9 protein-coding genes are annotated in these 15,208 nt (G+C 50.0%); all 9 read right to left on the reverse strand.

Translation table 11 applies throughout. The annotated features are described in order from the left end of the window. Positions 1-29: 29 nt before the first annotated feature. Positions 30-1,178: a TAXI family TRAP transporter solute-binding subunit gene (locus tag PG862_RS00055; protein WP_270706135.1), complete on the reverse strand. Its 1,149-nt coding sequence runs from the start codon at positions 1,176-1,178 to the stop codon at positions 30-32. A 276-nt stretch (positions 1,179-1,454) separates the two neighbouring features. Beyond that, complete coding sequence (gene gdhA / locus PG862_RS00060) at positions 1,455-2,807, reverse strand: NADP-specific glutamate dehydrogenase (RefSeq protein WP_118524395.1); 1,353 nt, start codon at positions 2,805-2,807, stop codon at positions 1,455-1,457. Between the two features lie 435 nt (positions 2,808-3,242). Next, positions 3,243-4,430 carry a sodium/glutamate symporter gene (gene gltS, locus PG862_RS00065; RefSeq protein WP_118469477.1) on the reverse strand — a complete coding sequence of 396 codons (1,188 nt, stop codon included), beginning with the start codon at positions 4,428-4,430 and terminating at the stop codon, positions 3,243-3,245. A 154-nt stretch (positions 4,431-4,584) separates the two neighbouring features. Then, complete coding sequence (locus PG862_RS00070) at positions 4,585-5,430, reverse strand: DNA-binding domain-containing protein (RefSeq protein WP_117796260.1); 846 nt, start codon at positions 5,428-5,430, stop codon at positions 4,585-4,587. Continuing rightward, a complete protein-coding gene (locus tag PG862_RS00075; protein WP_107000642.1) occupies positions 5,431-6,711 on the reverse strand; it encodes a sensor histidine kinase in 1,281 nt (426 codons plus the stop codon). Positions 6,712-7,018: 307 nt separating this feature from the next. Beyond that, complete coding sequence (locus PG862_RS00080; protein ID WP_270487464.1) at positions 7,019-8,167, reverse strand: flavodoxin family protein; 1,149 nt, start codon at positions 8,165-8,167, stop codon at positions 7,019-7,021. Between the two features lie 36 nt (positions 8,168-8,203). Then, on the reverse strand, positions 8,204-9,535 hold the full coding sequence (locus PG862_RS00085; RefSeq protein ID WP_270706137.1) for a Rossmann-fold NAD(P)-binding domain-containing protein: 1,332 nt from the start codon (positions 9,533-9,535) through the stop codon (positions 8,204-8,206). 67 nt (positions 9,536-9,602) lie between these two features. After that, positions 9,603-14,432 (reverse strand): nicotinate-nicotinamide nucleotide adenylyltransferase, encoded by a 4,830-nt coding sequence (locus PG862_RS00090; protein WP_270706138.1) that lies wholly within the window; start codon positions 14,430-14,432, stop codon positions 9,603-9,605. A gap of 259 nt (positions 14,433-14,691) precedes the next feature. After that, a complete protein-coding gene (locus PG862_RS00095; protein WP_118469480.1) occupies positions 14,692-15,201 on the reverse strand; it encodes a heme-binding protein in 510 nt (169 codons plus the stop codon). Positions 15,202-15,208: the final 7 nt, after the last annotated feature.

Here is a 15,208-nt window from a genome sequence, read left to right on the forward strand (position 1 = left end):
CTTTCACACTTCATTTCTGGGTTTCCCCCTTATTTCACCGGCACCTCCATCCCTTTCTCTGCGAAATAATCCGCTGCTCCCGGATGATACGGAACCGCTGTGACCGAAGTGGCAAATTCAAGGTTCAGCTCCGCTCCCTTCGCATGCGCCGTCTTGATGGAATCCATATTTTCAAAGACGCCATAGCAGAAGTTATAGATATCCTCTGCCGGAACGTCATCGCGCGCCACTACTACCGCACCGACAGCCACCGTCCTGATATCCTCATCCGTTCCATACGCGGACGCTGGGATCGTGTTTTTGCTGTAATATGGCGATTCTTTAATCAGCTGATCCATATGCTCATCGTCCAGGCTGACGAGATACACATCCTTCGTCGCTGCCAGGGAGGTGATTGCGGTCGTCGGTGCACCCGCTACGACAAATGCCGCATCAATCTTGCCATCCTGCAGCGCCTCTGCGCTGTCCCCAAAGGATTGATACGTCGGATTTATATCTTTTTCGATATCCAATCCATATGCTCCCAGCACATCCACCGCATTATAATAGACGCCTGACCCCGCCGCGCCGACCGAAACATTTTTGCCTTCCAGATCGGCTACCGACTGAATCGACGGATCCAGCGTAACAATCTGCACCTGCTCCATATAGAGCGCCGCCACGGTCGAGAAATCAGCAACTTTTCCATATTCTTCAAAGAGATTCGTACCATTGTAGGCATATGCCATGACATCCGACTGCACAAACCCCAAATCCGCATCATGTGCATCCAGCGCCTCGATATTTGCCTGCGAACCGCCCGATGTGATCGCCGTCACCGAAGTGCTGGTCGATTCCCCTATCTTTCCTGCAAGCACGCCGCCAAATCCATAATATGTACCCTGATCGCCTCCCGTCGTGAAAATGAGGCTGGTTCCGCCATCCTTTCCGCCCTTTTTCGTGTCTGTCACCTGCGCAGCGCCAGCCCCACTCTGACTTTCTTCCTGTCCGCCTGCTGTGTTACCGGCAGTATTCCTCCCGGCTTCATTTTTACCTCCCGCAGATGTCTCTGCCGATACTCCTGTCGTTCCGGTACTGCCGCATCCCGTCAGCGCCAGCCCTGCCGCCATCGCCATGGAAATTGCTACTGCCATGTGTCCCTTCATTCTCGTTTTTTTCGTCTTTTTTGTTCTTCTCATTCTCTCATTCTCCTCCCTGCTTGAACATTTACGTCTTAGATAGACTGTCAAAAATTACCATTACTATTTTATGTGTGGGAGGTAAGAATTATTCCTTGGCACGTTAGTGCCTTTTTGCGTAATAGGGAATTCCAAGGAATTTCCTATTACGCAAAAAAGACCGCTGAGCCGGACTTCCTGTCGCCAGGTTGTCCGAATCAGCAGTCTCTTTATGTAACTGCGTTATGCAATTATATTACTTATACATTCACTCCATATGGTATGGGGAACTACTGACTACCAGCAGATACCCTGAGCCATCATAGCGTCAGCAACTTTCTGGAAACCAACGATGTTAGCACCAGCTACCAGGTTGTAGCCTAAGCCGTATTTCTCAGCTGCTGCTGCGGAACCATCATGGATACCAGTCATGATCTGATGCAGTTTGGAATCAACTTCCTCTGCTGTCCAGCTGTATCTCTCGCTGTTCTGGCTCATCTCAAGACCAGATACAAGAACGCCACCTGCGTTAACAGCCTTGGACGGAGCTACTACCATGTTCTTCTGCTCCATTAAGAACTTAAGAGCTTCGTTGGTAGTTGGCATGTTAGCAACCTCGATGTAGTACTTAAGGCCGTTAGCAACCATCTTCTTAGCCTCTTCCATACGAACGTCGTTCTGAGTAGCAGCCGGCATAACGATGTCAGCCTTAACGCCGAACGGTTTCTCACCTGGGAAGAACTGTACGCCGAACTTGTCTGCGTAATCCTGAACTTTGTTACGTCCAGATGCTCTCATCTCCAGCATGTAGTTGATCTTCTCTTCAGTTACAACACCTTCCGGATCATAGATGTATCCGTCCGGACCAGACAGGGTAACAGCCTTAGCACCCAGCTCAGCCAGTTTCTTGCAGATACCCCAAGCAACGTTACCGAAACCAGATACAACAACGCTCTTGCCTTTGATGTCATCGTTCTCATGTTTCATAACTGCTTCTACATAGTAAACAGCGCCGTAACCAGTTGCTTCCGGACGTACCAGAGAACCACCGAAGGACATTCCCTTACCAGTGATAGTACCGTTCTCGAATGCACCACGGATCTTTCTGTACTGGCCATACAGGTAACCGATCTCACGAGCACCTACACCAAGGTCACCAGCCGGGATATCTACGTCCGGTCCGATGTGACGATATAACTCAGTCATGAAGGACTGGCAGAATCTCATAACCTCTGCATCGCTCTTGCCGTTCGGGTCGAAGTCAGAACCACCCTTAGCACCGCCCATCGGCAGGGTTGTTAAGCTGTTTTTGAAAGTCTGCTCGAAGCCTAAGAATTTCATGATAGACAGGTTTACAGAAGGAGCGAAACGTAAGCCTCCTTTGTACGGTCCAATAGCGCCGTTGAACTGTACACGATAGCCACGGTTTACATGAACAGCACCGTTGTCATCAACCCACGGTACACGGAACTCGATAGTTCTCTCCGGCTCAACCATTCTCTCAAGAAGAGCAACCTTCTCGTACTCCGGATGTGCATCTACAACCGGACCCAGAGTGGATAATACTTCCTCTGCTGTCTGAAGGAATTCGGCTTCATGTGCATTTTTCTCTTTGAGTTCTGCAAGAACTCTGTCAACATACTTGCTCATTGGATAATACCTCCTGATATGTATATAAGTTTGAATAGTTCACTGAACTATGGTTACCACAAATACTTGACGATGGTTTCATCAATCTTGTACATAATTCCCTCTGGTTCCAAATTGTTTTTGTGAACTTTTCTGTTTCTATAATGTATTATAGATCATTTCTTCGTCAGAATCAAATAAAAATAGTGTTATAGATGTTATTATTATTTGCTTATGGAGTTATATTGTTCCTGATTATAACTCGGAGATGGACAACGAATGTGTCCTGGCACATTCGGGCGCCTCGCGCGGTCGCTTGCAACATATTTCTGCTTCGTGTGAGTGCGCATCATTGGCACGTTAGCGCCTTTTTGTGTAATAGGAAATTCCTTGGAATTCCCTATTACACAAAAAAAGAGGCCTGCCGAAAAGCAGACCTCTTGAAATTCGCATCTATTAGCCCAGGAAGCTGATGAATCCTGTCAGGATAGTTGCGTTTACAAAGTCGATGAATAAGGAACCTACCAGCGGAACAACCATGAATGCAGTCGGAGCCGGACCATATACGCCGGTGATTGCCTGCATGTTTGCCATAGCGTTCGGGGTAGCACCCATACCGAATCCACAGAAACCACTGGTCATAACAGCAGCATCGTAGGATTTGCCAAGTACGTTGAATACAACGAAGTTTGCATAGAAGAACATAAGTACTGTCTGTGCAAGAAGCATAACTACCATCGGTACAGCCAGCTCAGCTAACTGCCACAGCTTCATATCGATCATAGCCAGACCCAGGAATACGGAAAGGGAAGCACCGCCCAGTGTGCTGATCTCTTCCATCGGGATCTCTTTGTTCTGAACATCCATGATGTTACGGATGATAGCACCAACTAACATTGCGCCGATGTAGAACGGGAATGTCATAAACTTGCCAAGGAACATGGATACGATAGTACCAGCACCGATAGCAACGATTAAGTACAGAAGACCGTCAAGGATTCTAGCGGAATCGATTGCACCAGTCTCATCTGTCTCTACAGTCTCAGTCTTAGTAGCTGCCTCAGCAACTGCGGACAGTTTGTACTTACGGATCTTAGCAGTTGCAATAGGACCACCGATTACGCAGCCTGCAACCAGACCATAAGTAGCGGAAGCGATAGCTACAACGCTCGCATTTGCTACGCCTAATTCCTCAAGTAACGGTCCGAAGGAACCAGCAGTACCGTGACCACCTACCATCGGGATGGAACCGGTTGCCAGACCCAGACGAGGATCCAGACCAAATACGCTTGCCAGACCAGCACCCAGAACGTTCTGAAGAATTACCATAACAGCTGACAGAGCCAGGAATACAACTGTCTGAACGCCGCCCTTCTTCAGCATACGGAAGGATGCTGTGAAACCTACGCTACAGAAGAAAGCTACCATGAATACGTTTTTAAGTGTCATGTCGCAGGAAATTTCCAGAATGCCCATGCCTCTTACGATGGTATGAACAATTGCATAAAGGAAACCACCAACTACAGGTGCCGGAATACAATACCGACGAAGAATAGAAATTTTAGCTACCAGAACACGTCCCAGTAACAGTACAAGTGCCGCAACTGCGGTTGCCTGATACATATCAAGCTCGATTGTCTTCATACAACTACCTCCAACCTATTTTTTTTCTTGCTCGCAAGTGTATAATACTGTAGCCCCGACAAAAAACTACAAGATCCATCATAAAAACATAAAATTTTTATAACATTTTTTTAACTTATGATAAACAGATTGGAAAGTTTTGTAAATCTACCCGTTATACCTCACGATCTACCGCCAGCATCAGGCTGTCGATGAACTTTTTGATGCTGACTTTGCCGCCGTAACGGCGTTTACCGCGGATGTGATCCATCTCTGCCCGGATTTCCTCGAATGGGAACAGGGTGCTGGAGTATGCAGTAAAGGTTTCATTCATGAAATCCTCAATACCCAAATGTGCCAGGTTCGACATGCCGACCGCGATCGCACGGCGGACACGCTGCTCCATGTTCTTCGGCGCATCGCTCAAAAGCTCGCAGAGCTGACCGATGCTGACCTGGGAGATCGGGCGTCCGTTGTTGTGCAGATACTCGCAGATCCGAAGGATATCGTCGCCGCCCTTCTCGCCGGACATGCCAAGACGGTTTAAAATGTAAAGCACCTTTCTGCCGTAACCGTCATCTTTTTTCTTCTCCTTCGGCATATCCGCGATCTCTGCCATGAACATTTTCTTAATATTCGTCAGTGTTTTCTCATTCTTGATCTGCTCATCCACATTGCGGATGACCGATTTTACCTCAATGATATTGATTGGCTTGCTGATGAAGAACTCAACGCCCGCATCGTATGCCTTGCCGATCAATTCTTTCGCCGCCACCTGGGAAATCATGATGCATTTTGCCTTGCAGCCTCTTTCCCGCAGCTCACGCATGACCTGAACACCGTCCTTTTCCGGCATCAGAAAATCAATCAGAACCATATCCGGGTTCTTTGCCAGGATATCATCCACATCCGCCGGCTGTCCCTCTGAAGTTCCGCAGACGATTCCCAGATCATTATCTTCAATAATATCCTGCAGGACGCTGATCACTGACATATCATCTTCAACAATATAAATCTCCATTTACTCTATTTCCTCCAATTTCGCTATCGGTATCTCAATATGGAATTTCGTTCCTCTTCCCTCTTCCGAATCCACTGAAATACTACCTTCAAACTGCTCCTCTACCGCGTTTTTCACACCGCAGAGCCCGACGCCTCTATATATATTGCCGGTTTTTTCATCAAACTTCGTTGAATATCCCATATTGAAAATCCGTGGGAGATGTTTTTCTGAAATTCCCGGTCCGTCGTCCGCTACTTCAAACACATAATTACCATCTTTTTTGTACTCCCGAATCCAGATCATCCCACTTTTTTTCGTCGATTCGATCGCTTCCACCGCATTTCCTACCAAATTTTTGAGAATCGTCATAAGCTGGTAGTGTTCCTGCGTCATAAAATTGTCCCGGCAGTCAAACATCAGACGGATATCCAGCTTTTTCTCCGCCATGGTCCGATAGGTGGATGATTCCAGAATCCGAAGAAGATCCTGCAGGCTCATCGTTTCCTCGTTCGACTCTTCCTCGATCGCCTCCTCAATGCCCTGAATGATGCGGATGTAATCTTTCTTGATCTCATGGACATCCCGCGCTATCTCAAGTCCCATCTGCTGCATTTCCCGTGGAAGATCCTTTTCCAGAATCTGCTCATAGAGCTTGTATGCATTGCTCATGACGCGCTCGATCTCCTCGGTGTTCTTATGCATCAGGTAAATCTCAGTCTTGAGTCCCGTTGTCATAAGAAATAACCGCTGATAACGGCTCTCATGATCCGCTTTCGTAAGAAGAAGCCGGTACTGCTGTTCTCCGATCAGTGCCAGTGCCACAAAAAGTGTGCGGACTGCAGCGATCATAAAAAGCTTTTGAATTATATCCGGTCCCGGCATCGCATTGTTTTTAAGAAGCGCCGCCAGGAAGTTTTCGAATATATTCGAGCATAAGTCACAGAAAAATGCCGCCGCAATCACATTTTCCAGATTCGCGATATGTTTATTCCGGATCTGCAGCTTGAACATCATGCCGTACACGATATAAAAGAATGCTCCGGGCATCGCAAGCTGTACCAGCATCTCGGATGGCATTCCCTGCAGATAATATATCACAATTCGGAATAAAAAAACAATGATCGACGTCACCGTACAGATCGTCATCGTGTGAATCTGGCTTCCGACTGTCATAATCAGCACCGGAAGCAGGATAACCGACGCTGACACACGGAAATTGTTGACAAATACGTTCCAATAAAGCTGCGAAGTTATCGCTATGATAAAACCTATCGCTAATGTTCGTCTCCAGGATTTCATTTCTGCCTTTCTCCCTCTTTAAACGGTACGATTTCACATGGCCTTTAGCCTGAGTAAAACAGTTTTTACATATTCATATAGTATACTTAGTTTCGTGAAATCTGTAAAGAATTTTATAGCAGATGTGAAACTCTCGTTACTGTTCACACACGTGTGCCCAGCAACGGGATTTTGCCGATGCTACGCATTCCAAATCGGCAAAATCTGCTGCCGGAACTGTATCGTACGGAATTTTCAGTTCAAAAAATTCCTACCTGTGAACAGTTACAAACTCTCCCAGTGACGCTGCCCTGCTTATAACCCCTCTTTACCTATATAATAACGTCTCCCGGATTCTCTCCGCAAACGCTTTCATCCGCTCCTCAATCCCCGGCAGCTGCATCGCTGCCCCGGCATTGTTTGCCGTCTCCATCATCGCAAACTGCCCCGGTAGATAGAAGGTTTTGTTCATATTTAACGCCGCGATAAGCTGTTCAGCCACGATATCGCTTCCGGAATAGCCCGACACAACCACCGCAAACAGCGCTTTGTCATAAAACCGCGTCGTCCGGAACAGCGAAGTCAGGCGGTTGATGAACGCAGTCAGGTTTGCCGACAGCGCATCGTTGTAATTTGGACAGAGCATCACGATCGCATCCGCCTCGCGGACCGCCGGATAGACATCCTCGACCATCACTCCACCGTAGAAACAGCTTCCCTGCTCGCCAAAATGCAGACACATCTTGTAAGGGCATCCGGCACAGTCGGAAAGCGTACCGTTTCGAAGCCCTATCTCCCTTATCTCCATCTCCGGGAGCTGTTCTTTTACCCGGCTCCAGATCGCATAGGTGTTGGAGGTTTTGTGGCTTGACGCGTGCAACACCAATACTTTCGGACGTTTTTTCCTGACACAATCCATTCCCAGCACTTCTTTGACCAGCCCCGCCGCGCTCTCGCGGTATGCCCCCATCAGATCGGTTCCAAGATTATTGGAAACGATCGTGTAATTGGAAAGTGTCCGCGTGCCTTCGACGAGCGGACGCCCCACGAACGCGCAGCCCGCGCAGTTAGCGGCAAACACCAGATCCTTCGCCGCCGATTTGGAATAGAGGTCATTTTCACTGTCCACCAAAAGCCCGCCGACAAAACCGTTCAGAAAATCCGGATGTTCCCGCAGAAAGCGAATCAGGCGGTAAAGCTCCAGGTTGATACCAGATGTGCCAAGCGGCACGGCAAACAGGATACGTCCCTGGACTGGATTTTTTCGATTCTGTGTCTTTTTCAGGCGCCTCCATCGGTTTACATAATCTTCAAACGTGCTGATTTCCGTCGCTGTCTCATAGACGTAGCCGTCCAGCGCATAGGATAACACCTCCGAAAGGCGCGCATCCGCACCTTTTTCCTCCTCGCGCAGATGGACGAGGAGGAGTGGCATTTCTTCTATATAAATATCTCCTTCTGAATTTGAATGAATCACTTGTTTTCGCTTCCTTCCTGCGATAAGACTCATTGATCAGACAATCCTTTTCAGATTTTCCTCCGCCGTCACAATCCGCTCATACAGCGCATCCGGCAATGGCAGAATTTCTGTTTCCAGACCATATTCGGTATAACGGTTTTTCACGCCCATGAAGATACCGCCCATGAAGACGGAACCGCAGTGCCATTCGCCGCGCATCATCAGAATCAGGGAGATCGCGCCGGAGGAATATGCCGGTGCGATAAACGGCTTGAAACCGATCGCACGCATATGCAGGTTTGCCGTTACCGTCAGCTGGGTCAGTTCTTTTGAAAGCTCGTCGTTGTAATTTGCAATGGAATCTGCGATGACGAGATCCTGTCCATGCGGTCCGAAGGAACGCCCCTCCGTCAAAAACTGTGAAAACCGCCCGTCGCGCTTCGCATAATAAGCCGCGCGCGCATTCATAACGCCGAGTCCGAAGCCCTGCACCTGTTCCGGGCGGAGTCCCTTTAAATCAAGGATGCCGTTTTCGTCCTTGTTGCTCTCCAGCCATGCCGTCTTTGTCAGCGGGTCAACCGGATCGGAGACAACGGCAAATAAGCCCTTGAAATGCTCGGCTCTCGCCTGTCTTGCATACTGCGCAACGATCTTGGAGTTATTTTCAAACTGGTACATCCGCACATCCTTGACGCCAGAACCAACCGGCGGGATTCCCTTAGAAGCGACAAATACAAATACATCACACTTGAAGAGGTCTTCCGGTTTTACCACATCGACCTCCGGCAGCGCGTCATATGCCCACGGATACGCGATCTGGTTTTCCTCAAATTCCCAGCGTGCGGTCACTTTATCGGAAATATCACAGATGCCGATCGAACTGATGCAGTCGCCGCCCAGAAGATGAAGCCCGGTCAGAAGCGTGCTTCCGACGTCACCGATCGCCAGCACATGGACTCTTTTCTTTGTTTTCTGCGGTTTTTCTGCCAGAATTGTCTCAAAATCCGGATGCAGACGGTTGACTGCGCGCATCATACCCTGATCGATCGCGGCTTTGACAGCCTCGTCAAGTTCGCAATTCATCTTTGCTGGCGCGCCACTCTCAGATGCACCGCTGCCTGCCGCTTTTTCCGTCGATTCTGCCAGCTTTTTCTTCATCGTCTCCGCCTGCGCTTCCAGCTTCCGGCTGCTCAGCCAGGAAACATTCTCTGCCTCCTGGAATAAAAGCAGCGGCGAGTTTACCTTAAAAGACTCTCTTCCTGTTCCCGGCTCGCGCTCGAATAAGAATGTGAGCGGTGTGCCCGGGTGCGGCATTTCTGCCCTTTCGTATGATAAATTTCCATTGAAGGAACAGCAGATTTTATCTCCAATTATATAATAGTACATATTGCATACCCCCTGCTCTTTTTTGATATCTTATATAATATTATTTTGCATTATTTGACATAATTTCTCACTTCCGCGTCCGATACAGCATCTCCAAATCATTTTCCAGATACACCGACGCTGCCAGATTCGGATCGTAGCTGACACACTCGCCTTTATCCGGGCAGAGCGGCAGGATGACCGCTTCAGACAAGCGGCTTAACGTCAGGTTTCTCGCAAACAGCGCCCGGTACTCGGATTCGAGCACCAGAAGGATGTTGCGCGCGTTGCGGATGCAGCACGCGGAGAACTCAAACGCGGCTTCCGGCGTACTTCCCTGTACCGGCGGTGCGGCATACGGCAGGATCATATTGATCGACGGCGTCAGTCCCGCCACCTTCACGGTATCGCGGCGCACCGTATCGCCTCCGATGAACGGGTACAGTGTGGACTCAACAAACCAGTTCCGCAGATTCGGAATATAATAAATACTGTCTACCGGCACGCCCTTCGTCGCCATCGTGTCGCGCCCGTAGCCTGAAATCATACCTAACACCAATTTTTTGATTTCCACGCCCTCTTCGCGCAGCATCGGTTCCAATGCCTCGAAACGTCCGCCGTGATGCAGCAGATCATCAACCAGAATCACCGGGCGGTCAAAGGACTTGATAGCCTTGATCTGGCTTCGCAGCGGTGAATAGTACGGGAACGCTTCGATCGACTTCTCTTTCAGCTCCGGATCGTACACTTTATCTGTATGCAGCGTCTTCGTCACCGTATTCGGAATAACTTTTCCACGCAGGATCTTGCCGAACGGCACGCACATCGCCCCGCCGAGGTGTCTCGGCGTCACTGGGTCACGCGGCACACCATTTAACGCCGTGATCCGTTCCACCAGACGATGGTAAATCACGCTCGCAGACATCGAAAGAACCAGCTGTCCCGGATAGAAGCGCGTCATCGCCATCTGCAATTCCCGATGCGCCTTGTAGATCGCATCCAGAACGCGCGGATTGCTGGAAAATGGTTCTTTTAACGTCGTTTCCAGATTCTGCACTAATACAAGCGGCGCATGCATATCGACCAGATAGAGCGGCGCGTCTTCCGGGGATTCCGGCGCCTTCACAAAGCCCTGGCGGACCACCGCCGACAGCACGCGCTCCGGGCAGTAACCGTCTGCCGGGAAGAAAAGTGCATAGCCGCATTTATACTCAAAGGACCGTGCGATCGCCTCGGTTAAAAGCAGCTGTTCCGCGTCGTAGATCATCGGATCGCGCTCGACATAGATACCCGAAATCAGAAGAATCTCACCGTAGGTATGGCGCCGCACCTGATCTGCCAGACTGACCTGTCCCAAAACGGCAAACAGTTCATCCGGCGCCAGATAACGAAGCCGTGCCACGCCGACCAGCCGGTTTTCCTGCACAGTATTCCTAAGAAGCAGCAGCCGGTCGCCCGACTCCTTCATCGAATTCAACAGGTCCTCGCGATCTTCTTCGTCCCGCAGAACGAAATTCGAAATTTCCGCCAGAAGCATTTCATCCGGCATCTCCACCTCCTCATAGGAGATCGCACGCGCGCGGATATATGGTTTATATTCCGGCTCGCGCAGATACAGACCATTGTAATAGATATATTCCTGCACAGACGGGTCAATCAGGTTCGAAATATCTCGGTTCAGATCGACATTTTCACGGATTCTCGTCGAACTGATGTCCTCCAGATGCTCCGGAAGCTCCAGCTCCACGACCTTGCCGCTGATCTGATCCATCATCTGACGGTTGTATTTATTGTCCGACTTGACATCCCCCACGCGTCGGAACGCGATGTGGTTCATCGAATGAATCGAATTTTTGACCGGTTTCTTCTTATAAGAAGAGGCATTGGCAATGACATCGCTACCGACCACGATATACAGCTCTTTTCCGGAAAACACCTCTCTCAGGCGTTTCAGATCCGCCGGATTGGCGATATTGACCGGAATATCATCCGGGAACAGGTTCACATGGAACTCATCCGCCACCGACATACTCACAATCTGACGGCGGATCAGATGCGGCTGCGCCTTTTTCGACCAGGAAAATTCATCGACCGCCAGAAATACCTCATAGCCGAGGTCGCGAATCTCGCGGACAATCTCCTTGTGTGACAGCGTAAACGGGTCAAATGTGCCTGGGAAGAATGCCACCTGGTTCCGCTCCTTGATCTCTAAATTGCCCTCGGTCATATGATACTGCGTGATGAACCGGTAAATATTAGAAAGGGACGCCGCACGATAAAATGCCGTCAGCTCATTTCCCTTATTTTCATTGAATAAGAACAGCATCTTGCGGAAGGACAGGGCGAACAGCTCTTTTTTCTCCCGGCACTCCATCCAGGATGAGCCGAAGACGGTCTGCCCCAGCACCAGCATCGCCTCCTGGCGCACCGACTCGCGGTAATTCGCCAGACCGCTGAGCAGGATGCCAAGCAGACGTCCGCGCCGTTCCTCGCATATCTCTTTTTCCTCCGCAAAGCGCTCTGGGTAGCACGAATACCGTTCCAGCAGCACGCCGACCGTATCAAGCGCAACCGAGACTATCTGGTCGTTTGCATTTGCCATCATGCCATGCAGGTAGGAAACGATCTCCTCCAGCTGTTCCGGCGGCAGCCACAGCGCCGCCTGCCCCAGATACTGCGGAATATATTTGGAAAATTCGTACTCACCGACTTCCAGCCCCTTCATCAGCTCAACCACGATCTCATTTCTCTGATCCGGTGTCAAAAGCCCGATGATGCGAAGCAGGGCGGTTCCGGCATCATGGCGCACGATCACGTGCTCGCTGACTTTTACAAGGTTTGAAAGATGCGCTGCGATATGCAGCATATGTTCCTGTTTACCATGCGCAATCTGATCGACGAGCAGCTTGATATTGGCCGACTTGATGACCCACGGCGTCGCTGTTTTGAGGTTATCCAGGAAAATATCGGAGACAACGTCACGGTCGTACAAAAGTTCCTGTTCTCTCGCCGTGTCCTCTCCGAGGTTATTTAACACGCGGTATTTGAGAAAGGTCATCGTGATATTGTCCTCAACCTGCGCCTCCTTCACGCACATGCCGATCTCGGCACAGCACGGATGATCCGGCTGATACGCCGTCAGAAGCTTGAACGCGCGCCACGATGCGATCCGCACATCCGGTTCCCCGCTCTGCGACTCAATCAGGGCAAATTTTGCGATTTTCCCCAGTTCCTCTTCACTCAGCTTATCAAACGGCATGAAATGCACCGTATCCAGCAAAGAAAATGCCTCGCCCGGATCCAGCTCATCCGCCCGGTCATACCAAACCAGAAATGCCTCCAGAAATTCCCGCAGATCGCCCGGCGTCGCATGATCAACCACCGATGCCAGCACATTTTTCAGGTGATAACGGATGCGCCGTTTCTGCTGCAGCATCAGCTTGTGATCCGGCCGGATGATCATTTCCAGATATTGCTTCCAGATCTCCATCACCCGCTCCTCGGCAATATCCGGCATACCCGCCGGGCGCTCCTTGCGGTAACCGGCGTTGAACTGCGCGATCACGTGTCCGAGCAGCCTCGCCGCCTGCGCGCGGATGTCGCCCTCGCGGTGCATCAAAAGCTCATATAAAAAGCCCAGCGTCTGCTCTTTCTGCTTGTCGTTTGTATATGTAAAATATTCACGGAAAATGTTTAAATACGCGCGGACACTCTTCCAATCCTTCTCGCTGCGCGCCGCCTCAAGGAGATTGCCAAACTGGCGTTCCGCCCCCATCTGATGCATGACACGGATATTATGCTCAATACCCATGAAAATGAGGGACTGCACCGTCTGCTCTGCGTTCCGAAGGGAAATATCCGGCAGCACCTCCGGCTTTTTCGGGTGTCCATTCAAATCCACATCCACACCGAGAGACCGCATATAATCCTCAAAATCATGCAGTTTGGAATAAACAAAGCGGTAACGGTTTAATTTGACCTCGTCCACGTTGTCGAGTTTCGAGAGGATGACGTTGAACGCCTCATCCAGATTGGAAATGTAGGTAATCTCGCGCCCGTCGTCGCCGCGGCTCTGTTTTACACGGAAATCGGCATAGATCAGCACCAGGGATTCAACCGACAGGTTTTCCGGTTCCAGATCCCAGGTCGAATGGTTCGCCGCGATATGGCCGATGTATTCCATCGAATGGTTGTTGAACCACTGGTTTGTATAATAGTAATGAAGATACGGAACCCGCTCATTTGGCTTGCAGCCGAATTTGCCGAGATCATGTCCCGCAGCCGCGCCCGAGGTCAGCGTCAGATCGATCGGAACACCCGCCTCGTAAAGCCCGCGTGCCACCGTCATCGCGACGTAATGCACGCCCGCGATGTGCTCCAGCGTCCGAAACGGCGTCACCTCCGCATTGAGGCGCATCATCTCATAGATGTATTCCTGTGCGAAAAACTTCTTGAAACGGCTGTATTCTGCCGCGCACTCAAAGCTTGAAGCTTCCTCATCACCCAAAAATGCAAAGTCCTCCATCGGTTTGTACGGAAGCACCGCCCGCTCGCGGTCAAACACGAACTGAAGCACTGCCAGATAGAACTCCGCACCGGCGGAAAAAGCAGCATTTTTCTTCTTAAACTCCGCATCCGGGTAGAGAATATGGCACACATACTGGTAGGTAAACTTCATCCAGCCCTCTTCCGGCTCATGCCCTAAAAGGCTTAACGGTTCCTCGCAGATTTCGTAAACCGCCCTGCAGGAAATCCGTTTTTTAATCGGGAAAATATGGGCAAACTGTTCCTCCCAGTGATCCTTGTTCATGAGCATCATGACATTTTTCCGGCTCAGCCCCGACCGGTCTAAAAAGTCTTTTTCACAAAGGCGCTCGGTCAGTTCCGCAGCCGCCTGACGTACCTCTTTTTTACTCATCCACATCCCTCACATTCTCTGGATCTCTCAGATGCTTCTTTGCTGTGCAAAAACCATCTGAGTCATTGCAAATATTCTTTTCATATCAAATTTTATAATACTTGAATTATACCACCAGGTGGGGAAGTGCGCCATACAAAATAACGGATAATTCATCGCCATACGGCACAGTAAAACCACAAAAGACGCCTGCAAAAATGCAGATAGCTCATCTACCTTCCATTTCTGCAAACGTCTTTGTTTTTACAAGTCAATCGTTTTATGGCTGCTCTTTCCGAATCTCCGGAATCTCAACTCCCAGCTGTTTCGCCATCGCATCCGCGATCACCTGATGATCGTCCCAGTGTTCCATGCCGGATACCATCACATAGGCAAAAGGACGGCTTCCATCTCTCATGAAAACCGGAATGCAGCCGCCGCACACGAAGAAGTTCTCCTCGCGCACTTTCCAAGATGCTTCCAGTTCTCCGGCTCTCGATGCCGTCAGCGCCCGCAGCGAGCTCATCCCCGTGAGCCGCGATGCTGCCAGCTTGTTGGTCATCCACCAGTCTGCTTCCAGCGTCGCGCCCTCCATCTTGTAGGCAAAGACGGTCGTCTCGTCCTCCACGATGCGGACAGCGACCGAACCGTGATATTTTTTCTCCGTGACCTCTGCAATCAAAAGCCCCAGCTCAAGCGCCTGTTTCCGGGTAAATGTATCGTAGCAAAGTACGGATTCCTGCTGTTTCAGAATCTCATTCCACTGTTCTTCGGTGTAGAAATTCTTCATGTGTTCC

Source organism: Clostridium fessum (genome assembly GCF_027698965.1).
Taxonomy (GTDB): domain Bacteria; phylum Bacillota; class Clostridia; order Lachnospirales; family Lachnospiraceae; genus Otoolea; species Otoolea fessa.